At 33.3% G+C, this 21,650-nt stretch carries 20 protein-coding genes; 13 read left to right on the top strand and 7 right to left on the bottom strand.

Annotated elements, in window-relative coordinates; translation table 11 throughout:
- Positions 1-306: 306 nt before the first annotated feature.
- From FNW52_RS05705 to FNW52_RS05645, 13 genes are all read left to right on the top strand, one after another.
- A complete protein-coding gene (locus FNW52_RS05705; RefSeq protein WP_143376500.1) occupies positions 307-2,247 on the top strand; it encodes a LysM peptidoglycan-binding domain-containing protein in 1,941 nt (646 codons plus the stop codon).
- Positions 2,248-2,402: 155 nt separating this feature from the next.
- Positions 2,403-2,804 (top strand): OsmC family protein, encoded by a 402-nt coding sequence (locus tag FNW52_RS05700; RefSeq protein WP_143376499.1) that lies wholly within the window; start codon positions 2,403-2,405, stop codon positions 2,802-2,804.
- Positions 2,805-2,883: 79 nt separating this feature from the next.
- Positions 2,884-4,113 carry a hypothetical protein gene (locus tag FNW52_RS05695; protein WP_143376498.1) on the top strand — a complete coding sequence of 410 codons (1,230 nt, stop codon included), beginning with the start codon at positions 2,884-2,886 and terminating at the stop codon, positions 4,111-4,113.
- Positions 4,114-4,118: 5 nt separating this feature from the next.
- A complete protein-coding gene (locus FNW52_RS05690; RefSeq protein ID WP_143376497.1) occupies positions 4,119-4,934 on the top strand; it encodes a hypothetical protein in 816 nt (271 codons plus the stop codon).
- The gene (locus FNW52_RS05685) at positions 4,931-5,443 is read left to right on the top strand and encodes an endonuclease V (protein WP_143376496.1); all 513 of its coding nucleotides are present in this window, start codon (positions 4,931-4,933) and stop codon (positions 5,441-5,443) included. The genes FNW52_RS05690 and FNW52_RS05685 overlap by 4 nt, the downstream gene beginning before the upstream one ends.
- A gap of 163 nt (positions 5,444-5,606) precedes the next feature.
- Entirely contained in the window at positions 5,607-5,837 is a 231-nt protein-coding gene (locus FNW52_RS05680; RefSeq protein WP_116764359.1) for a DUF3820 family protein, read from the top strand.
- A gap of 532 nt (positions 5,838-6,369) precedes the next feature.
- Positions 6,370-7,983 carry a CTP synthase gene (locus FNW52_RS05675; RefSeq protein WP_143376495.1) on the top strand — a complete coding sequence of 538 codons (1,614 nt, stop codon included), beginning with the start codon at positions 6,370-6,372 and terminating at the stop codon, positions 7,981-7,983.
- A gap of 158 nt (positions 7,984-8,141) precedes the next feature.
- Positions 8,142-10,040, top strand: coding sequence for a membrane protein insertase YidC (gene yidC, locus FNW52_RS05670; RefSeq protein WP_143376494.1), 1,899 nt, complete (start codon positions 8,142-8,144; stop codon positions 10,038-10,040).
- Positions 10,041-10,229: 189 nt separating this feature from the next.
- On the top strand, positions 10,230-10,898 hold the full coding sequence (locus tag FNW52_RS05665; RefSeq protein WP_255515501.1) for a toxin-antitoxin system YwqK family antitoxin: 669 nt from the start codon (positions 10,230-10,232) through the stop codon (positions 10,896-10,898).
- Between the two features lie 403 nt (positions 10,899-11,301).
- The gene (gene mnmA / locus FNW52_RS05660) at positions 11,302-12,489 is read left to right on the top strand and encodes a tRNA 2-thiouridine(34) synthase MnmA (protein WP_143376492.1); all 1,188 of its coding nucleotides are present in this window, start codon (positions 11,302-11,304) and stop codon (positions 12,487-12,489) included.
- Between the two features lie 284 nt (positions 12,490-12,773).
- Positions 12,774-14,387 carry a S8 family serine peptidase gene (locus tag FNW52_RS05655; RefSeq protein ID WP_143376491.1) on the top strand — a complete coding sequence of 538 codons (1,614 nt, stop codon included), beginning with the start codon at positions 12,774-12,776 and terminating at the stop codon, positions 14,385-14,387.
- 57 nt (positions 14,388-14,444) lie between these two features.
- Positions 14,445-15,389 (top strand): nitronate monooxygenase family protein, encoded by a 945-nt coding sequence (locus tag FNW52_RS05650; RefSeq protein WP_143376490.1) that lies wholly within the window; start codon positions 14,445-14,447, stop codon positions 15,387-15,389.
- 250 nt (positions 15,390-15,639) lie between these two features.
- Positions 15,640-16,053, top strand: coding sequence for a hypothetical protein (locus FNW52_RS05645; protein ID WP_143376489.1), 414 nt, complete (start codon positions 15,640-15,642; stop codon positions 16,051-16,053).
- A 12-nt stretch (positions 16,054-16,065) separates the two neighbouring features.
- Here FNW52_RS05645 and FNW52_RS05640 read toward each other — a convergent pair whose 3' ends face one another.
- The 7 genes from FNW52_RS05640 to FNW52_RS05610 all read right to left on the bottom strand — a co-directional run bounded on the left by FNW52_RS05640 (position 16,066) and on the right by FNW52_RS05610 (position 21,648).
- Positions 16,066-16,842, bottom strand: a complete 777-nt coding sequence (locus FNW52_RS05640; protein ID WP_143376488.1) for a class I SAM-dependent methyltransferase — start codon at positions 16,840-16,842, stop codon at positions 16,066-16,068.
- Positions 16,843-17,505: 663 nt separating this feature from the next.
- Positions 17,506-17,823 carry a hypothetical protein gene (locus tag FNW52_RS05635; protein WP_143376487.1) on the bottom strand — a complete coding sequence of 106 codons (318 nt, stop codon included), beginning with the start codon at positions 17,821-17,823 and terminating at the stop codon, positions 17,506-17,508.
- 69 nt (positions 17,824-17,892) lie between these two features.
- Positions 17,893-18,141, bottom strand: a complete 249-nt coding sequence (locus FNW52_RS05630) for a hypothetical protein (protein ID WP_143376486.1) — start codon at positions 18,139-18,141, stop codon at positions 17,893-17,895.
- Positions 18,138-18,458, bottom strand: a complete 321-nt coding sequence (locus FNW52_RS21280; RefSeq protein ID WP_143376485.1) for a DUF2752 domain-containing protein — start codon at positions 18,456-18,458, stop codon at positions 18,138-18,140. The genes FNW52_RS05630 and FNW52_RS21280 overlap by 4 nt, the downstream gene beginning before the upstream one ends.
- Positions 18,459-18,591: 133 nt before the next feature.
- Positions 18,592-19,524 carry a hypothetical protein gene (locus FNW52_RS05620; protein WP_143376484.1) on the bottom strand — a complete coding sequence of 311 codons (933 nt, stop codon included), beginning with the start codon at positions 19,522-19,524 and terminating at the stop codon, positions 18,592-18,594.
- Positions 19,525-19,614: 90 nt separating this feature from the next.
- Complete coding sequence (locus tag FNW52_RS05615; RefSeq protein ID WP_143376483.1) at positions 19,615-20,631, bottom strand: hypothetical protein; 1,017 nt, start codon at positions 20,629-20,631, stop codon at positions 19,615-19,617.
- A gap of 6 nt (positions 20,632-20,637) precedes the next feature.
- The gene (locus tag FNW52_RS05610) at positions 20,638-21,648 is read right to left on the bottom strand and encodes a hypothetical protein (RefSeq protein ID WP_143376482.1); all 1,011 of its coding nucleotides are present in this window, start codon (positions 21,646-21,648) and stop codon (positions 20,638-20,640) included.
- Between the last annotated feature and the right edge of the window lie 2 nt (positions 21,649-21,650).

The raw sequence follows: 21,650 nt of genomic DNA, 5'->3' as shown, positions 1-21,650 counted from the left end.
AAGCGTCGGAATCAAAAGATTTACCATATAAGAAATGTAAGAAAACACAAGACAAGGCTTTTTGCATCCCAGCTTAAATGTACTTATATTTCTTATATGGTTAAAATTTAATGCTGTTTATTTAGAATATAGCCGTAATAATTAACAGGTAAAAATGGCATTATTGACAACAACAATGGTATTTTTGCTAAAACAAAAAAACATAAATTTACTAACCTACTTGTGAAATCGTCATAACCCCAAATCTTCAAAAATGATGAAGAATGACGGCGTCATGTTTCTTTAAAAAACAAATATTACCTACGTATGAAATATTTTTCAGTATTATTTTGCTCTATTTTTTTAATTTCTATGTCTAGCTTTGCCCAAGATAAGATTGATAAATATGTTGTGAGTAAAGGAGAAACGATTAATCAAATTGCTCAAAAGTTTAAAATCACTCCATTCGATATTTACAAACTCAATCCGGATGCTCAAAATGGATTGAAACCCAATAGTGTTTTGCTGATTCCAAAAAACAGTGGGAAAAGTAATGTTGCTTTATCCAAAACGGTAAAGGGACAAGCTAAAACGCATGAAGTAATGGCGAAGGAAACTTTATTTGGTATCGAAAAAAAATACGATGTAACAGATGAAGCTTTGAAAAAAGCCAATCCAGATCTCGAAAAATACGGATTGAAAGTAGGTCAAGTTTTGAATATACCTTCTAAAAACACTGCTAAAGCTGCGGCTGTAAGCAAGGATGTAGCTGTTTTTCATACGGTACTTCCAAAGGAAACAAAGTATTCTATAGCCAAACAATACGGTATGACTATTGAAGAATTAGAAAAAAGAAATCCAGAAATAGTTGCCAGTTTGCCTGTTGGATATGAATTATTGATAAAAGGGAATAGGCCTAAAGCTGTTGCTAAAGTTGCCGCTGCCGAAACAAAAGTAGGAAGCAGTAAACCAATTGTACCAAAAGTTGAAAAAGTAGAAAAAGAAATAGCGTATGTTGACTATGCAGTAAAAGCAAAAGAGACTTTTTACAGTTTGTCTAAAATGTTTGGATTGACACAACCGCAATTAGTCGAATTGAATCCCGCTTTGTCTGGTGGAGTTGTAGAAGGTATGGTGTTGAAAGTGCCGTCAAAATCAAATCAGATTGCTTCGAATTCGGTTAAGCAAAAAGTGGTTTTGTCTCCAAAAAATAGTGCTGATAAAAAGACTTTAGTGTTGCTATTGCCTTTTAATGTGGCTAAAAATGAACCCGATATGGCAAATCAATTAAAGAATGATAAATTCCTTAATATGACATTAGATTTTTATTCGGGGGCTTTGGTGGCTATTGATTCCGCTAAACAAATGGGGATTTCTGTAGATGTTAAAATTTTCGATTCTAATGAAACAAAAACGGCTTCGAATGTTGCGGCTGTTTTTGCAGCAAATAATTTAGAAGACGTAGATGCAGTTGTAGGGCCTTTTTATCAAAGTAATGTAGAGAAAACAGCTGGTTTGTTTGCTCAGAATAATGTTCCAGTAATTTCGCCATTATCAAAAGATGCAGGTAATCCTTTTGAGAATTTATACCAATCTATTGTTGCTGCTCCAGTTTTAAAAACGGCAATGTTCGATTTCTTGAATGCCAAACAAGGAAATGTAATTGCGGTAATTGATAAGAAAAAAGAAACCATTAGAAAATACATTTTAGAAAATCAAGCAGCAGTTAAAATCGCTCCGTTGACCGAAACAGGTGGTTTGAATGTTGAAGGATTTAAAAAATTATTGGTAAAAGGTAAAATGAACTACGTTATTTTAGAAACGTCTAATACGGGCATGATAAAATATACGATGAATACAATGTTGGCTCTTATGGCTAATTATCAGGTGCAATTGGTGGTTTTAGAGTCTAATGAAACTTTGGATACCGATGAAATTAATTTTGAGGATTTAATGAAGTTGCATTTAATGTACCCTTCGGCAACTAGAGAAAACACCTCTCCAGAAGCGCAAATTTTCATGAAGAATTATAGAGCTAAGAATAAGGTAAATCCTAGCGCCTTTGCTATTCGTGGTTTTGATATTATTTTTGACACCATGATGCGTTTGTCACAAGATAAAACCTATCAAGAAACTGCCGAAACGATGATCACCGAACAGGTAGAAAACAAGTTTGAATATCGTAAAAAAACAGAAGGCGGTTATACCAATAACGGAACCTATATCTTGTATTATGATACTGATATGACTATTAAAGAAGCGAAGTAAGAAGTGTGTTCAGTGTTTAGTATTCAGTAGGTTGTTTTCGACTTTTTCTCAGTATTGTCATTCTGACGAAGGAAGAATCTTCGCAAGTAACTCCTCAATCCAGTCACTATAAAGAGGAAAAATAATCACATGCCTAACAATAATTTAAAACAATTATGACATCAAAAGTAACCTATTTAGGAGATTTAAGAACTTCATCGATACACCTACAATCGGGTAGTGAAATCATATCGGATGCTCCAGTTGATAATAACGGAAAAGGAGAAGCTTTTTCTCCAACGGATACAATTGCCAATGCTTTGGCTACTTGTATGATGACGATTATGGGGATAAAAGCAAGGGATATGAATGTTGATTTTAAAGGGTCAACAGCAGGGGTTACTAAAATTATGAATGCAGAGCCTAGACGCATCGGTGCTATCGAAATTGTTTTTGACATGCAGGGCGTCTCAGAATCAAAAGATAAAACCATTCTGGAAAGAGCCGCAATGACCTGTCCAGTTTTCTTGAGTTTGAATGCTGATATTGAGAAGAGAATTACTTTTAATTGGAAATAAAACGGTTATTGATTTTTTGTATATTCAATAGTTAGCCTCAATTTTGCAGAGTTGCTCTAAATGCCTAAAAATAATAGAAATGATAACATCACAACTTGAAAATCAAATTTCTAAAAACAAAAATGTACTTGTCGTTATAGGGAATAACGAAGATGGTAATATAGAACTTCAATATCTAATAGATAATTTTTGTGGGAAAGTAGTGTATAATCTTTCAGAAATACAGATTATCCAAAATGATGTTAAAATTTATGCTTGTGGAGATTTTTTAAATACCGAAATAACAAAAAGTCAGTTATATTTCATCCAAGAACTATCAATAAATCATGAAAATTGGATTAAGGATAATAATTTTATAGCTACGCTTGGCGAAGTTCCAATTATTATTAGCAATGCTGGTATTTACTTTAGAAACCTTTTCGGAAAGGGAGATTTTTTCAATAAAATTAAGTCTGAACATGAATTTCAACAATTAACTGAGTCGAATAAGGAATCAAAAGCATTTAGAAAAGGAATTTACATAACAGAAGTGCTGAAAGAAGAAAATGATAATTGTGAAACATTGCATTTTCATCTTTTACGATGTTCAAGTAATTTTACTGGACCTACTGATAATTTACGCCAAACAGACCGTTTTATAATTAATAAACTAAATGAGTCCGCTAAATATATTTTTGAAAATGAATCAAAATTGAATCATGTATTGGCACAAATTTATGAGAACATTGTTAAAACCGAAGGAAACAGAAAAGAAATTAAATCTAAAATAAAAGCCCATTCGGACAAAACTAAAGACATGCCCAAAGAGGCAATTATGGCTTTTTGTACTTTTTATGATGCATCCGAGTTTAAGCATTTGAACCTTTCAAGCACGGATAGATATGATTGGTGTTATAAACAGGTAACTGGATTAACAAAGCTTCACTTTAAATTGAAAAGTACAGTTACAGTTGATTCTTTAGAAAAAGAATTCACTGTAACCCTATATCCAAATTCTGCATTTTTTATACCACTTTCGACTAATAGATTATACACCCATGAAATTAGACCTTCTATGTTAAATGTTGAAAGAATTCCTGTTAGAATGGGTTACGTGGTACGATGTTCTAATTTGGAAGCAATATTTATGAATGAGCAAACCTACATAAAAGAAAATAGTCATTTAATCAAACTTGAGCCAATGACTTTGGAATCTAGCGAAAAATTGAAAACTTCGTATGTTGAAGAAAATAAAACAGAGAATTTAGTTGAATATGGAAAGGTATATTTTAGTATGAATTTAGGAGACTATGAGAAACCAATATTATAAAGGATATGACAAATGATTTAGATTTTCATAAAATCACCATTCCATTAGAAAAAAATCTATTCAAAGAATTATTTAATTCAATTGATTATGAACAAATAGCCAAAGGTAGAATTGCTAATCATTTAGTTCTAATGAAAAAAAAGCTTGTTCCAATTATAAGAACTACAAGTAAATACAATATACCTGTTCATAGTTTTTCTGTAATTCATAATTATATCGTTAGCACAATTAATCAAACAATTATAAATAATGACCTTAAAAATATTCCTTTTCAGCATTTTAACAATGCACTTATTGAGGTGTATGATTTCAGTTATTCAAAAATGAATTTTCATTCAGACCAGAGTATAGACTTAGAAAACAATTCATTTATCGGGTTGTTTTCTTGTTACGAAAATCCAGATAATCTTTCTGAGCAAAACATTAGAAAGCTTATAGTAAAAGACAAAGTAACAAATGAAGAGTTTGAGTTTTCATTAACACATAATTCAGTAATCTTATTTTCAACTGAAACTAATACGAAATTTCACCATAAAATTGTTTTAGATATTGATGTTAAATTAAAGATTCCTGTAAATGAAAATAAATGGTTAGGTATGACTTTTAGAACTTCAAAAACGTATCTAGACTTTAAAAACGACATTCCATTTTTTGCAAATGGAGAACAATTAAAATTAGCTAACTCAGAACAAGAAAGAGAATTTTTCAAATATAGACGAGAAGAAAATAAAAGTTTGAATTTTAATTATCCTTTTTTAAGTTATACAATTAGCTTGGCTGACACTTTATTCCCAAATAATTCTATAAATATTCCATTATGATTTTAGCGTTTGATACTTATTATTTTGAAAATAAAGCGAAAACTGTTTGTTTAGCTTTTGAAAGTTGGACAAATTGTGAAAAGCATGAAATTTACACCGAAATTCTTGAAGGTATAGAAGACTATATTTCTGGTGAATTTTATAAAAGGGAATTACCTTGTATTATGAGTTTATACGCAAAAATTAATATAGAAAATGTTGAAGCCATTATTATAGACGGTTTTGTTTTTTTAGATGACAATGAAAAAATGGGATTAGGAGGACACTTATATGAAATTTTAGATTCAAAAACACCAGTAATTGGTGTTGCAAAAACAAACTTCGCAACAATCAAAATCAATAAAAGAGAAGTTTTAAGAGGTAAAAGTATTAATCCTCTTTATATTACTGCAATTGGAATTGATCTTGAAAAAGCAAGTGAATTGATTAATAATATGAGTGGTCAAAATAGAATTCCAATAACACTAAAGAAATTAGACACCTTGACAAAAGAAAGAAATAGTGGCTAATAGCGTATTTGTAAAATGAAATGATTGGTGTTTAATTGAAAGATTGTTCCTGTTTGGGAATTATTTTTTTTAATTGAAGTTTGGGATTTATTCTTCTGCCATTTCGCAAATATTCAGAACTTTACTCTAAACTTAAAACAAACAACCTCACAACCTCACAACTTTGGATCAAAACCAAAAACAACTCATAAAACTAGCGCATACCAAAATGCCTTTTGGTAAATACGAAGGTTGGTTTCTTATCGATATTCCGGAATATTATATTGTTTGGTACAGCAATAAAGGTTTTCCCAAAGGGGAATTGGGCGAACAATTGAAATTGATTTACGAGTTAAAACTCAACGGACTCGAAGAGTTAATTCGAAATATAAAGAAGAACTATCCAAAACCGTAGTTTAGACAACTTAGATCATTTAGGCTTTAAATTTACTGTTATAAATTAATCTAACTGTATGCGTCAGTTCCGATAGCTATCGGAAGAGTGTTTTATTAAAAAATGCGATAGCTTTTTTTAATAAAATGTATCGAGAACCCTAACATTGTAAGCTTCTCGATACTCCCATAAGCTTTCGGGATTGAATGGTAAAGCTGTCGCATTACTATTCAAAATTACTCGAAGAGACGAGATGTTTTTTGTTCCAGTAAAATCAAAAGTAAAATGGTATTAGATCATTAGATTTTTAGACTTCTTGGATTTTTTCTAAAGATTTAAAAAATAGTTTACCAAGTTTAAGGAGTTTTGAATCTTTCTTTAAGGTATTGTCAAAAGAAATCTAATATTCTAAGACGTCCAAAAATCGAAATAGTCTAAATATTCTAAGAAGTCCAATATTCTAAAAATCTAATGATCTAAGAAGTTTAGTATTCCAATTAAATTTGTACTTTTGCCAAGTTTTTTACACAACTACAATACAAACAACAACAGAATGAATCAAACGAAATATATTTTTGTTACAGGCGGTGTGACTTCTTCTTTAGGAAAAGGAATTATAGCGGCATCTTTGGCAAAATTGTTACAAGCAAGAGGTTATAGGACTACTATTCAAAAATTTGATCCTTATCTTAATGTTGATCCGGGGACTTTGAACCCGTATGAACACGGAGAATGTTACGTAACCGATGATGGTGCAGAAACAGATTTAGATTTAGGACACTACGAACGTTTTTTGAATGTTCCAACTTCTCAGGCGAACAACGTTACTACAGGTAGAATTTATCTTTCGGTAATAGAAAAAGAACGCAGAGGAGAATTTTTAGGTAAAACGGTTCAAGTAGTACCGCATATCACCAACGAAATTAAAGAAAGAATGCAATTGCTTGGTAATTCAGGTGATTATGATATTGTTATTACCGAAATTGGTGGTACAGTAGGAGATATAGAATCATTACCTTATATAGAATCGGTTCGTCAATTGGTTTGGGATTTAGGAGAGCACAATGCTATCGTAATTCATCTTACTTTGGTGCCTTATTTGGCTGCTGCGGGAGAGTTGAAAACAAAACCAACTCAACACTCTGTAAAAACGTTGATGGAAAGCGGAATCAAAGCAGATATTTTGGTTTGTAGAACGGAGCATGAAATCTCAGATGAGATTCGCAATAAATTAGCATTGTTTTGTAATGTAAAAAGAGAAGCGGTTATTCAATCTATCGATGCTGCTACGATCTATGAAGTGCCTAATTTAATGTTGGAAGAAGGACTGGATGTAGTGGCGCTGAAAAAATTAGATTTACCTAAAAAAGCCGCTCCAGATTTAAAAAACTGGAATACGTTCTTGCGTAGATTGAAATTTCCGAAACATACCGTAAACATCGGTTTGATAGGGAAATATGTAGAAATGCAAGATTGTTACAAGTCTATTTTGGAAGCTTTTATTCATGCTGGTGCTGCAAATGAAACCAAAGTAAATGTCATTTCTATACATTCAGAATTCATAGATTCAGATAATATTAAAGAGAAATTGTCAGGTTTAGATGCAATCCTTGTTGCTCCAGGTTTTGGAGAAAGAGGTATTGAAGGTAAAATCGAAACCATTCGTTATGCACGTGAAAATAAAGTTCCGTTTTTCGGAATTTGTTTGGGTATGCAAATGGCAATTATCGAATATTCTAGAAATATATTAGGATATGTAGATGCCAATTCTACTGAGATGAATGAGAACACCAAACATCCTGTAGTGAATTTGATGGAAGATCAAAAAACTGTTACGGATAAAGGAGGAACAATGCGTCTTGGAGCTTGGAAATGTGATATCACGCCAGATTCATTAGCGTACAAAATTTACGGAAAGACATCTATTTCAGAGCGTCACCGTCACCGTTACGAGTACAACAGTCAATATGTTGACCAATTGCAAAAAGCGGGATTGATTTCTTCTGGTGTTAATCCAGATACAGGTTTGGTAGAAATTGTCGAATTAGAAGATCATCCTTTCTTTATTGGTGTGCAATACCATCCAGAATACAAAAGTACCGTGGCCAACCCACATCCAATTTTTGTAAGTTTTGTGGCAGCCGCAGTTAAGGCAAAAAAGAAATAGTATTCAGTCTCAGTATTCAGTTTTCAGTTTCCGATAATTATTGGGGGCAGTTTTCAGTACACTTGAATAATAAAAAGTTAATAACTCCAGACTCGGCTCCCTCTCCTTTGGAGAGTCCCGATAGTTATCGGGAGGGGTTGAATAAAAAAAAAAATAAAATGGAAGAAAAAAAATTAGACCTTAATTCGATTATAGGTTTTGTATTGATTTTTGGTATTTTGATTTGGATTATGTACCAAAACAAACCTTCAGAAGCAACTATTGCTGCGGATAAGGCTAAAAAAGAATTGGTTGCAAAAGAAGCTCAAGCAAAAGCGGTAGCGGTTAAAACAATTGCAACTCCTACAGCTGTTGTAGCTGGAGATTCTACTCAATTGGTTCAATTGCAAAAAACATTAGGTGGTTTTGCTTATTCTGCGACTTTACCTTCTGCAAAAAATGATATTACAACAATCGAAAATGATTTTGTAGTATTAAAAATTGCCAATAAAGGTGGGTATATCGTTGAAGCCACTTTGAAAAATTTCGAAAAATTCAAGAAAAATTCAGGTCAGTTGGTTTCTTTGATTAAAGACAACAATGCCGATTTGAACATTCAATTGCAAACGAATGACAATAGAACTTTAAATACAAAAGACTTGTATTTTGAACCTACATTGTCTAAAGTGGGTGCCGATCAAATGCTGTCGATGAAATTGAAGGCTGGAGCCAATGAATTTTTGGAATACAAATACATTTTGAAACCAAACGATTATATGGTTGGTTTCGATATTCGTTCTCAGGGATTGAATAAAGTTTTGAATACCGCTAAGCCATTAGACTTGCAATGGAATTTAAAAACCTATCGTACAGAGAAAAGTATCGCTATTGAAAATAGATTTACTGAAATTCATTTTGAATATGAAGACGGGAAAACTAATTACGTAGGCGACGGAAATAATAAAGAAGAAACTGCAGAGAAAGTAAGTTATATAGCGTTCAAACAGCATTTTTTCGCAACGGTTTTATTGACTAATACTCCGTTTGCTAAATCAGTAGTAAAGTCAAATAAATTAGTTGTAGATGAAAAAGTAGACACTACTTATATAAAACAATTTAAAGCGGATTTGCCTTTGGCCTTTACTAATGGTGAAGTAGATTATAAGATGAGTTGGTATTTTGGACCATCAGATTATAAAACTTTAAAGGCGTATGATCAAAATTTAGAAAAAATAATTCCACTAGGTTGGGGTATTTTTGGTTGGATTAATAAATTTATCTTTATTCCATTATTCGGATTTTTGAGTGGATATATTTCTTACGGAATTGCCATTATTATATTTACAATCATCATTAAGATTGCGATGTCGCCTATTACGTATAAATCATTCTTGTCTCAAGCCAAGATGAAAGTGTTGCGACCGGATATTACAGAATTGGGGGAAAAATTCAAAAAAGACCCAATGAAAAAGCAACAAGAAACCATGAAGTTGTATAATAAAGCAGGTGTGAATCCTATGGCGGGTTGTATTCCGGCCTTGATTCAGATTCCATTTATGTACGCCTCGTTTCAGTTCTTTCCTTCGGCATTTGAATTGAGACAAAAAGGATTCCTTTGGGCAGATGATTTGTCTTCATTTGACTCTGTTTATAAATTACCATTCCATGTTCCATTGTATGGTGATCATATTAGTTTGTTTCCTATATTGGCAGCCATTGCGATTTTCTTTTATATGAAAATGACTTCTGGGGACCAACAAATGGCGGCTCCTCAACAAGAAGGGATGCCAGATATGGCCAAAATGATGAAGATGATGATTTACATCTCGCCAATCATGATGTTAATTTTCTTCAATAGTTATGGTGCTGGATTGAGTTTGTATAACTTTATATCCAACTTAATTACCATTGGAATTATGTTTGTTATCAAAAACTACATTGTAGATTCTGATAAGATTCATGCGCAAATTCAAGAGAATAAGTTGAAAGAGCCTAAAAAACCTGGTAAATTTCAACAAAAATTACAAGATGCGATGGAACAAGCCGAAGCTCAAAAAGCTAAGGACAAAAAGAAATAAATAATAGATTTTATCACGCATTGAATAAAATATTTTAGCCACGTTTCGATATATTTCGGTACGTGGCTATTTTTTGGTTATACTATTTGAGTAGAATAGTAGTTATAGTGTTGTCTTTATATGTAAACTAATTAGAGTGTTATGTCTTTTATTTTTAGAATTTTTGTGTTTTTTCTTTGTTGTCAAACCATGTTTGCTCAAACCGATTTTAACGCCTTAGACGATAAGGGAAGAAAACACGGTGTTTGGAAAGGGGTGTATGAAGAATCGGGAAAACCCAGATATGAAGGGACTTTTGAGCATGGTGTTGAAGTAGGTGTTTTTAATTTTTTTGATGATACCAAAGCCAAATCTATTATTGCAACCAGAGCATTTAATCCCAAAGAAAATTCATGCTATACTATATTCTATGACCAAAAGAAAAATGTAGTTAGCGAAGGTAAAGAGATTAATAGATTGCGTGAAGGACAATGGAAATACTATCATAAAGCATCCAAAGCTATTATGACATTAGAAAATTACAAAAAAGGAAAGCTGGAAGGAACCCGTACGGTTTATTATCCTAGTGGGAAAGTTGTAGATGAGATACTTTATAAAAATGGATTGAAAGAAGGCGTTTATAAAAAGTATTCAGAGAATGGAATTGTTTTAGAAAACAGTTTTTTTAAAAATGGAGAATATGATGGGGAGGCGATCTACAAAGATCCCAATGATTTAGTTGTAGCCAAAGGGAAATTCAAGGATGGTAAAAAAGTAGGGAAGTGGCAGTTTTTTGTCAATGATAAATTGTCAAGTGAAGAGGATATGGATAAACCAAAAAAACCGATGCTTAAAAGGGATAAAGTGAAAGTTGATTGATTTTTTCGGTTATACCACGAATTGAGGGGGTAAAAAATTTTGCCACGAATTACACGAATGAACACTAATTTTCACACTTTTAAATTACACAAATTCATTTAAAATGCAATAAAATTCGTGTGAATTAATTTTTATTCTTTACTGATTTGTGTTAATTCGTGTAATTCTATCTAACTCTTTTCAAAATCCGTTTTTTTCTGCGTCTTGGCTTTAGCCAATCCGTGTCATCCGCGTTGCATTGACAAGGCTTTTCCCAGTTAGCAACTCTTTGTCAAAGTTTCAAACCACTTTCTTTAAATTCGTGGCTAAAATTTTTTAAAGGCGTTTGCCCTGGCTTTAATCTTCAAGTAGTCATAACTATGTATATTATTTGTACTTTTGCAAAAGATTAAAATGTAAACAAATGAAACGTGTAGTTGTAGGTCTTTCAGGTGGTGTAGATTCAAGTGTTGCGGCTTATTTGTTGCAACAGCAAGGGTATGAAGTAATAGGCCTTTTTATGAAGAATTGGCATGATGATTCAGTGACCATTTCAAACGATTGTCCTTGGTTGGAAGACAGTAATGATGCCTTATTGGTTGCCGAAAAATTAGGTATTCCTTTTCAAACGGTTGATTTAAGTGAAGAATACAAAGAAAAAATCGTTGACTATATGTTCAACGAATACGAAAAAGGGAGAACTCCAAATCCTGACGTGCTTTGTAATCGCGAAATAAAATTTGACGTTTTTATGAAAATCGCCTTGAGTCTTGGAGCCGATTATGTGGCTACAGGTCATTATTGCCGAAAAGGAGAAGTTGAAGTCAATGGAGAAAAGGTGTACCAACTCCTCGCTGGTGTTGACAATAATAAAGATCAGTCTTATTTTTTATGTCAATTGTCTCAGGAACAATTGTCTAAATCGTTGTTCCCAATAGGTGAATTAACCAAACCCGAAGTGCGAGAAATTGCGGCTCAAATGGAATTGGTTACTGCTGAAAAGAAAGATTCCCAAGGATTATGTTTTATCGGAAAAGTGCGTTTACCCGAATTTTTACAACAAAAATTGCAGCCCAAAGTAGGGGAGATTATCCAAATTGATAAAAATGATCCGGTATATTGTTATGAAATGCAGGCCGAATTATCACAGGAGGAACAATTGCTGTATGCTTCCAGAAAAATGCCCTATGCTCCAAAAATGGGGAAGGTAATGGGGAAACATCAGGGAGCACATTATTTTACAGTTGGTCAAAGAAAAGGGTTGAATGTAGGAGGTACGACGGATCCTTTATTTGTCATTGCTACAGATGTTGAAACCAATACTATTTATACGGGATTGTCTAGTATGCATCCCGGATTGTTCAAAAAAGCCTTGTTTATAGAAAAATCGGAAGTGCATTGGATTCGTAGAGATTTGGCTATAGCCAATGGAGAAACCATGGAAGTAATGGCGCGCATTCGATACAGACAGCCATTGCAAAAAGCAACTTTGCATCAATATGAAAACGGAATGTATATTTCGTTCGAAGAACCACAATCGGCCATTACTGAAGGGCAATTTGCTGCTTGGTATCATGGAGATGAGTTAATAGGTTCTGGGGTTATTTCATAGTCTAAAATTCTAAATAGTTAGGGATTAAATTTAAAACATATAAGTCATGCAAATTGTTAATTGAAGTAAAAATCTGACATTACTTGAATTAGACCTAACAGGTTTTAAAAACCTGTTAGGTCTGCGTAGAAGATCAATAAGTTGTAGATTCAACCCTTGTTCGCATAAGTCATATAAGTTTAGCGACTTTTCTGCAAACCGTATGACTTATATTACTTATATGTTTGTGTTTTTTTGATTATGTTTGTTTTTAATTAAATAGAACCTTTAAATTTGGACTAAACATGAAAAAAGCACTTCTAATTATTTTATTGGTTTCCAGTTTTGTTGGGTTTTCTCAAGAAGATGCTTGGGTGTATTTTAATGTCAAAAATAATTCGCAATCCTATTTTGACAATCCTTTGCTTATGCTTAACCAAAGAGCATTAGACCGAAGAACCAAACAAAATATGTCTTTAGATTCAAAAGATATTCCCATTGATAAAAGTTTAATTAACCAAGTCAAATCGGTTGCTGGAATTACCGTTATGGCTCAATCTAAATGGTTGAATGCCTTGCATATTCGAGGAACTCAATCGGTTATCAATTCCCTAAAATCTTTTGCGTTTGTGGATAAAGTTGATTTTGCCAATAAAGCACTCAATCAAACAGGTAAGAAAGCCTCGACTGCCAAGATCAAAGTGGTCAATAAGGTTTTGGAAACAGAGGTGAATTATGCTTATGGTAGTTCGCTAAACCAAATCCAAATGCTTAAAGGGGATCAATTACACCAACAAAATTATACCGGTTCCGGAAAAATAATCGCCGTTATGGATGCCGGTTTTCCCGGAGTGAACACGGCGCAACCTTTTCAACGGTTACAAGCTAATAATCAAATATTGGGCGGTTATGACTTTGTGAATAGAAATAACAATTTCTATACAGGAGATTCCCATGGTGCCATGGTGTTGTCTTGCATGGGTGGGTACCAAGCAAACGCCTTGGTAGGAACCGCTCCAGACGCTTCCTATTATTTATTTATAACTGAAAATGATGCTTCCGAAAATCCCGTTGAAGAATCTTTATGGGTAGAAGCGGCAGAGAAAGCCGATAGTCTTGGAGTCGATGTCATTAATACTTCATTAGGTTATTTCGAATTTGACAATGCAACATACAATCATACTTATAGTGATATGGATGGTAAAACGGCCTTTATGACTCGTGGTGCCGAAATCGCTTTTAGTCGAGGGATGATAGTAGTAGCCTCTGCTGGAAATGAAGGAGGAACTGCAAATCCGCACATTGGGGTACCAGCGGATGGGATATCTGTACTTGCGATTGGTGCGGTTACTGCAACAAAAACGGTGGCGAGCTTTAGTTCTATAGGCCCATCATTTGATGGGAGAGTAAAACCAGATGTAATGGCTCAGGGTCAAGCGGCCGTCTTGTCTAATCCATCGGGAAGTATTGTGACTGCAAATGGGACTTCATTTTCTGGCCCGATAATGGCGGGAATGGTGGCGTGTTTATGGCAAGCGTTTCCCAATAAAACCAATGCAGCAATTAAGGACTTAATTGTAAAATCGGCAGATCGATTTTTGGCTCCAACAACACAATATGGGTACGGAATTCCAGATTTTAGTCTGGCTTTGTCCAATGGTTTAGGAGTGAATGATTTTTCTAAAACAGATCTGTTTTTATACCCGAATCCAGTAAGTGATTTTAGCATGGTTTCTTTTTCAGAGAATTTCGACACTGGAGTTTTTCGTGTTTATACGATATTAGGACAGAAAATGATGGAGCAAACAATCACGAAATCATCGCCAACTATTTCATTAAAATCATTGCAATCCGGAGTCTATATGTATAAAATGGATTATAATGGAAGCACTAAAACAGGGAAACTGATCAAACAATAGTTACCCTTTTTTTTATCTCAAAATCTTAGTATCTTAGCCTCTTAGAACCTTTTTTATATGAACAAAATTACAAGCCTTTTCAATATTAAATATCCTATTATTCAAGCAGGAATGATCTGGAATAGTGGTTACAAATTAGCCAGTGCCGTGAGTAACGCAGGTGGATTGGGTTTGATAGGCGCAGGATCGATGTATCCGGAAGTATTGAGAGAACACATTCAGAAATGCAAAAAAGCAACGGATAAGCCATTTGGTGTCAATGTTCCGATGTTGTATCCTAACATCGAAGAAATAATGAAAATTATTGTTGATGAAGGAGTGAAAATCGTTTTTACATCGGCTGGAAATCCTAAAACATGGACTTCTTTTTTGAAAGAAAATGGGATAACGGTTGTACATGTAGTGAGTAGTTCTGTTTTTGCCTTAAAAGCACAGGAGGCAGGTGTAGACGCTGTCGTAGCCGAGGGGTTTGAAGCTGGTGGGCATAATGGGAGAGAGGAAACGACAACTTTTACTTTAATTCCGATGGTAAAGGATAAAATTTCGATTCCGCTTATTGCAGCGGGTGGAATTGCAACGGGTCGTGGTATGCTTGCCGCAATGGTTCTTGGAGCAGACGGTGTGCAGGTTGGGAGTCGATTTGCAGCTTCGTTAGAATCATCATCTCATGAGAATTTTAAACAAACCATTGTTGGTGTTAAAGAAGGAGATACGCAATTGACTTTGAAAGAGTTGGCACCTGTACGTTTAATAAAAAATAAATTTTACCAAGACGTACAAGAGTTATATGAAAAATGCCCTACCAAGGAAGAATTAGCGACTTTATTGGGGAGAGCAAGAGCCAAGCGAGGTATGTTTGAAGGCGATTTGATTGAAGGGGAGTTGGAAATTGGACAAATTGCGGGATTAATCAAAAAGATAGTTCCGGCAAAAGAGATTGTGATTGAAATGATAGTCGATTTTGAGCAAGCAAAGAAAGAAGTGGTTTTGTTTGGTTTTTAAGGCACTACCCCGAATTGTGTAGGTTTGTAAATTTTTAAAAAAAAGGTAGCCACTAATTGCACTAATTTGCACGAACAACGGAGTGTTTTAATTTCACAAATTTAAATAGCTATAATTTGTGTAATTCAATTTTGAAATTGAATATAATTTGTGATAGTTCGTGTAATTCGTGGCAAAATTTTACCCACTCAATTCGTGGTAGAATCGTTTTTAAAATGGTTATATTTGTTATTCCGCAAATTTCTTTAAAATGAATAAGGTTAAAATAGGTATTGTTTTCGTGTTTCTTTTTCTTGTATTTAATCAAGGATACAGCCAAACGTATAAATTCAAAACTACAGGTTTAAGCGTTTCCGAAAAAGAGGGAAATGGTAAATTTGGAGCTTGGAGTGATTTGAAATTGGTCAATATTGTGATCAATTTAGATACCACCAAAAATAGAATTGTGATTTATTCGGAAGCGATACAGTTATTTGAAATCGTAGAATACTTTCCTGTCGAAGAAAATGATACCGATATTGTTTATCCGTTTATTTGTAAAGATAACAATGGGGAAGACTGCACGATTTCTTTTATTACCCGAAAAAATCAAGAAAACAGAAAACAGCTCTATATCAAATATGAAGATAGAGTGCTGGTGTATAATATCGTTAATTTTGAATAGTAAGGGATTTTTCTATTTTTTAATCCTGATTTGCATAGCATAATCATAAGGGTCAAGTGCTGTGAATACTATATTTTCGGGTGCAACAAAAGGTAAATAGGCTTTGATTTTTTCTTGGGTAAATCGTTGCGACCAAAACAGCTCTTTGGTTGCCGTAAAACTATCGTTGGCATTTGTGATTACTTTCATTCCCATTTTTTGATAGGATTGCTCTTGTTTTTTTCGGGTGTTGTCGTTGTCGATGTAGCAGGCACCCAGAATTATTTCTCCTCCAGAATTGAGCAACGAATAGGCTTTTGAAAAAATAGTACTAAATTTTTCATTCTTGGATAAATCAAATCTTTTACTGGAGTCGTTATAGGAATCGAAAGAAAAATCATCAGGATAAAAATTACCAGGAGTAAACCAAGTGCAAATTATTAAATCATATTTTTTGTGCAATTGCTCTAAATGAATGGCATCCAGTAAATGTACTTTTAGCTTGTCTTCAATATGCAATTCTTTTGCAGTTGCTTGGGACAGTTTTATACAGGCTTCGGCGTTATCAGTGCCTTCGTAGGTTTCAATCATTTGCCACATTTCTGGAATGGCGCTTAGGTGTCTGGCTATTCTGGCGCTTCCTATTCCGATGTCCAAAAGGGTAAGCGGACTTCCTTTTTTAAGATATACTTCTGAGATGACTTTTTTGAGTTCCGTAAATTCGGCCCATTGGGCTTGTAATAAATCTTCGGATAAATACTGGTCGTCAAATGATTTTTGGACAGTGTTCTCGTTGTCGTACATGTTCATAATCAGTGGTTTGATACTCAAATTTAAGATTTATTTTTTTTAGTTTTCACAAAAATGATTAAGTTTTTTCACCACACCCGAGCGAAAGCGAACTGACGAATGGCCTGTAAGATTCTTGTTTATAGTGGATTGTAATAATGTAAGGCCGTTTTGTACTAAAGGTCTTGATAGCAGTGAGCGTGAGGGATAGACGGAAGCTACCGAAGTAGCCCATCCCGATAATTATCGGGAAGCCCGACCGCATTAGGGAGAGAGTCCGAATGAGCGCAATGTAAATTGGGCCTCTTTTTCTAATGGGGTGACGGTTTAGGACTATTCGTAAGGAATTAAGGAGTGTTTTGTTACACCATTGCTGCGCTATTTTGTAACGCTTCATTTGTTTTGCGAAAAAAAAGAACAAATACATTTGACGGTATCTGCTTTTCATTTTCTGTATTTAGAAACTCATTATTGTTTTTATCAAATAATTCTATTTTTAATCGCTATTAATTTAGTTAGAAAAACTCGTGATACTGAGTTAATTGTTCCGTCAAATTTTTGATATTGAAATTTGAACACTCTTGTTAAATACTTATTATTATAAAATCCTAACATTACATTTTCTAAACTAGAAATGCTTTAGTATTCTATTTTATAATCCTTCAAATTCTTTCTCATAACCGACTATCGTATCATTTGTATATACTCTAAACCTTCTCCTTTGGGAATATATAAGTAAAGAGCATGAAAATCGGCTCTAGTATTACCATCTTTATCTTTGAATTTTCCCCAAAGAGCAGATTGCTCTCTTAATCTTACATCGGTGCTAATTTGCCTTAAACAAACCAATCTATCATCCCCAAAAAATTCCATTTTGTAGTTCTCAAAAGGTTGTAGCTCACAAGTAGGATTGTCATAAACTGTAACAAACTCATTCCATTCCTCTTTTATATATGTGGAATCTCGATATTCAACTATAAATTGTTCCTTAAAAGACAACAACTTTGTTTCTTTAAAATTAAGTGATGCGTTTATTTCCTAATAAACATGCCTATTGGAAGTAAGAAAATTTTAAAAAACACCTCCACCTATGATTAGGCGAATAGAACCCAAAAATATAGCAATTGCACACATGACAATTCCACCTATCGCATTTCCTTTTGGGCTTTCGTCTTCTTCATTGTAAGCCAAAATGCTAATAATTAGTCCGATCATCGCAAAAGGTATATTTAGCCAATTGAAAATACCAAGGCAGGGAATGAAAGCGAATAACATTCCGAAAATTGATAAAATTCCTAAGACCAGGCTAGTTGTTTTCATAAAGTTAATTTGTTTAATTGATTTTTAAATAGGGTTATTGTAATTATGATTGTATTCAAAGTAATCAGGTTGTAAAGAAAAATGCTTCCCCTGTTTAAATAATAAGCTTTTTGGAAATTTAGTTTACTAATTTCAAAAAAAGCTCTAGTCATTCCGCAGAAAAAACATTCTTTCCTATTCAATTTGTATTCACACTGTATTGTAATAAATTCTTTAGTTTTAAATAATGTAACTAAGATGATTAAAATGAAAATCACAGAAAAGAAATACCAAACAATTTTTATTGCATTTTTCAATTCTGGATTTTCTGCGATCATCTTTTTTTTTATTGAATTTTTTAGTTGAATCTAAATCCCCGCTGGCAAAGACAGAGACATGTGTAGCGTGCATGACAAATTTATTTTTTTAAAGGATACTTTGAGAAGCGGGATATTATTTATTTTTAGTTTACTATCGCATCATTTGTATATACTCTAAACCTTCTCCTTTAGGAATATATAAATAGAGATTATGAAAATCTGCCCTAGTATTGCCATCTCCGTCTTTATATTTTCCAAAAAGAGCCGATTTTTCTTTATATCTAGGATCAGTGCTTATTTGTCTTAAACAAACCAATTTACCATCCCCGAAAAATTCCATTTTGTAGTTTTCAAAAGGTTCTAACTTATAAGTAGGATTGTCATAAGCTACAATAAATTCATCCCAAGCCTCTTTTATGTATGTTTTATCTTGATATTCTGCAATAAATTGCTCTTTTAAAGCTTGAAAAACTTGTCTTGCCAAAGCATCTTTATCTTTATTTTCAACTGTTTTTTTTCTTAAATTATAAAACTTAACTACCCATTCTTTTAGTAGAATGGGATCTATTTTTGTTAAATCTTCGCCATTGTTCCATCCCTCAATCTCACATGGCACTTCGGCATCAAAATAAAAACTATGCTCATAGTATTTCTGCCCTTTGGCTACAAATTCTTTTACTTTCTCAAACTCTTTGTCCCCCACTTGTATTTCATTTATGGGTAACTTTTCCTTTTTTACTAAAACTTCAGTATCTACATCAGGTCTTTTAAAATCCTGTTGATACACTCCTACATCGAACTGAGTATCTGAATCAAAAACATCACTACCGCCATTAAACTCTTTGGGGGCTGGATATATTCGATAAGTTATTTTTTGGCGTCCCGATTTTAGTATAGCACTATTTATATAGATAGGTGTAGCCATTTGCACGTATTTGTAATTTTGATGCACTGGGAAATCATTGACCAATATCTCATAGACACAAAGCGAATTGGCAACATATAAATAATAAATAGGTTCTTTTGGGTAATGCTTTACTTGTTCGGTAATTTTGCTAACTATATTGTTTGCTGTGATGTCCATATTTATGTCTTTTAAGTTGTCTGTGTTTTGTGAGCAAGAAACACAACAAACAAAAAGCATTGCAAACATCAAATTCTTTCTCATAACCAACTATCGTATCATTTGTATATACTCTAAACCTTCTCCTTTGGGAAGATAAAGATAGAGACGATGAAAGTCAGCTCTAGTATTCCCATTCTCATCTTTATATTTTCCAAAAAGAGCTGATTTTTCCCTATATCTTGCGTCATTACTAATTTGTCTCAAACAAACCAATCGACCATCTCCAAAAAACTCCATCTTGTAGTTTTCAAAAGGCTGTAATTGATAAGTGGGATTATCATATTTTGTAATAAATTCATTCCATGCATCCTTGATGTAATCTCTTTCTTGATATTCAGACACAAATTGTTCTTTTAGCCCTTCAAAAACTTGTCTTGCCAAAGCATCTTTATTGTTTTCCTCTACCGTTTTTTTTCTTAAATTATAAAATTTAACGACCCATTGTTTGAGTAAGTCTTGGTCAATTTTTCTTAAATCCTCCCCATTACTCCAGCCTTCATTTTCATAGGGTACTTCGGCATCAAAATAAAAACTATACTCATAATACTTTTGCCCTTTGGCTACAAATTCTTCTTTTGTTTGAGACTCTTTATCTCCTACTTGTATTTTCTTTATGGGTAATTTTTCTTCTTTTACCAAAACTTCGGTATCTGCATCAGGTCTTTTAAAATCCTGTTGATATACAGTTACATCAAACTGAGTATCTGAATCGAAAACATCGCTACCACCATTAAACTCTTTTGGAGCAGGATATAAACGATAGGTTATTTTTTGTCGCCCCGATTTTAGTATAGCTCTATTTATATAAATTGGCGTAGCCAATTGTTCGTATTTGTAATTTTGATGTACTGGTAAATCATTAACCAATATTTCATACACACAAAGCGAATTGGCAACATATAAATAATAAATAGGTTCTTTTGGGTAATGCTGTACTTGTTGTACTGTTTTTGCAACAATATTATTGGCTGTAATGCCCATATTTGTATCTTTAATTTGTTCTTTATTTTGGGAGCAAGAAACGCAACAAACAAAAAACATACTGTATATGAAATACTTTTTCATATCTAATTACCGTATTACTTGTAAATCAGATAGATTACCATTTAAGGGGAGGTAAAGATAAAGATTATGAAAATCTCCTCTAGTGTTGCCGTTTTCATCTTTATATTTTCCCCAAAGAGCCGATTTCTCTCTTAATCTTACATCAGTACTAATTTGTCTTAAACAAACGATTTTACCTTCTCCAAAAAGCACCATTTTATAGTTCTCAAATGGTTGAAACTGATATGTCATATTTTTATAAGTTGCTACATATTCATTCCATCCTTTTTTTATACGGTCTGTCTCTGAATATTCACTGATAAATTGTTCTTTAAGAGGCAGGTATGCAAGTCTTGCTATTGCGTCTAAATCTTTATTGTCAATTTCTTTTTTTCTAGAAAGATAAAATTTCAAGACCCATTCTTTAAGTAAATTTTGGTCTATTTCTCTTAAATCTTCACCATTGCTCCACCCCTCATTTTCATACGGTACTTCGGCGTCAAAATAAAAACTATATTCGTAATATTTCTTTCCTTTGCCTACAAATTCGATTTCTTTTTCATTTTCTCCATCACCTACCTTTATTTCTTTTATAGGTGTTTTTTCTTCTTTTATAACTTCATGCGAACCGCTTCTTTTTAAATCTTGCTTGCATACCTTTACATCAAATTTGGTGTCTAAATCAAAAACATCGCTACCCCCGTTAAATTCTGCAGGGGCAGGATACAAACGATAGGTTATTTTTTGTCGCCCTGATTTTAGGATGGCTTTGTTTATATAAATAGGTGTGGCTTCTTGCTCGTATTTATAATTTTTATGTATAGGATAATCATTTACTAAAATCTCATAAATACAAAGCGAATTGCTTGCATATAAATAATAAATGGGTTCTTTTGGATAGTGTTTTACTTGTTCTGTTATTTTATCTGCAATATTGTCTGAAGTGATATTCATGTTTATTTCTTTTAATTGTTCTTTTTTTTGGGAGCAAGAGTTAAGACTTGCTATTAATGCTAGGTAAACGAGCGCTTTTTTCATGT

The sequence above is a fragment of the Flavobacterium sp. ZT3R18 genome (assembly GCF_007097385.1).
In the GTDB taxonomy this organism is placed as follows: Bacteria; Bacteroidota; Bacteroidia; order Flavobacteriales; family Flavobacteriaceae; genus Flavobacterium.
The sequence above is the reverse complement of the archived record's forward strand: the minus strand, read 5'-3'. Positions and strand labels throughout refer to the sequence as shown.

Coding starts and splice junctions, on each gene's coding strand:
- FNW52_RS05705 (WP_143376500.1), top strand. CDS start 307: ATGAAATATTTTTCAGTATTATTTTGCTCTATTTTTTTAATTTCTATG.
- FNW52_RS05700 (WP_143376499.1), top strand. CDS start 2,403: ATGACATCAAAAGTAACCTATTTAGGAGATTTAAGAACTTCATCGATA.
- FNW52_RS05695 (WP_143376498.1), top strand. CDS start 2,884: ATGATAACATCACAACTTGAAAATCAAATTTCTAAAAACAAAAATGTA.
- FNW52_RS05690 (WP_143376497.1), top strand. CDS start 4,119: ATGACAAATGATTTAGATTTTCATAAAATCACCATTCCATTAGAAAAA.
- FNW52_RS05685 (WP_143376496.1), top strand. CDS start 4,931: ATGATTTTAGCGTTTGATACTTATTATTTTGAAAATAAAGCGAAAACT.
- FNW52_RS05675 (WP_143376495.1), top strand. CDS start 6,370: ATGAATCAAACGAAATATATTTTTGTTACAGGCGGTGTGACTTCTTCT.
- yidC (WP_143376494.1), top strand. CDS start 8,142: ATGGAAGAAAAAAAATTAGACCTTAATTCGATTATAGGTTTTGTATTG.
- FNW52_RS05665 (WP_255515501.1), top strand. CDS start 10,230: ATGTTTGCTCAAACCGATTTTAACGCCTTAGACGATAAGGGAAGAAAA.
- mnmA (WP_143376492.1), top strand. CDS start 11,302: ATGAAACGTGTAGTTGTAGGTCTTTCAGGTGGTGTAGATTCAAGTGTT.
- FNW52_RS05655 (WP_143376491.1), top strand. CDS start 12,774: ATGAAAAAAGCACTTCTAATTATTTTATTGGTTTCCAGTTTTGTTGGG.
- FNW52_RS05650 (WP_143376490.1), top strand. CDS start 14,445: ATGAACAAAATTACAAGCCTTTTCAATATTAAATATCCTATTATTCAA.
- FNW52_RS05645 (WP_143376489.1), top strand. CDS start 15,640: ATGAATAAGGTTAAAATAGGTATTGTTTTCGTGTTTCTTTTTCTTGTA.
- FNW52_RS05640 (WP_143376488.1), bottom strand. CDS start 16,842: ATGAACATGTACGACAACGAGAACACTGTCCAAAAATCATTTGACGAC.
- FNW52_RS05630 (WP_143376486.1), bottom strand. CDS start 18,141: ATGAAAACAACTAGCCTGGTCTTAGGAATTTTATCAATTTTCGGAATG.
- FNW52_RS21280 (WP_143376485.1), bottom strand. CDS start 18,458: ATGATCGCAGAAAATCCAGAATTGAAAAATGCAATAAAAATTGTTTGG.
- FNW52_RS05620 (WP_143376484.1), bottom strand. CDS start 19,524: ATGGACATCACAGCAAACAATATAGTTAGCAAAATTACCGAACAAGTA.
- FNW52_RS05615 (WP_143376483.1), bottom strand. CDS start 20,631: ATGAAAAAGTATTTCATATACAGTATGTTTTTTGTTTGTTGCGTTTCT.
- FNW52_RS05610 (WP_143376482.1), bottom strand. CDS start 21,648: ATGAAAAAAGCGCTCGTTTACCTAGCATTAATAGCAAGTCTTAACTCT.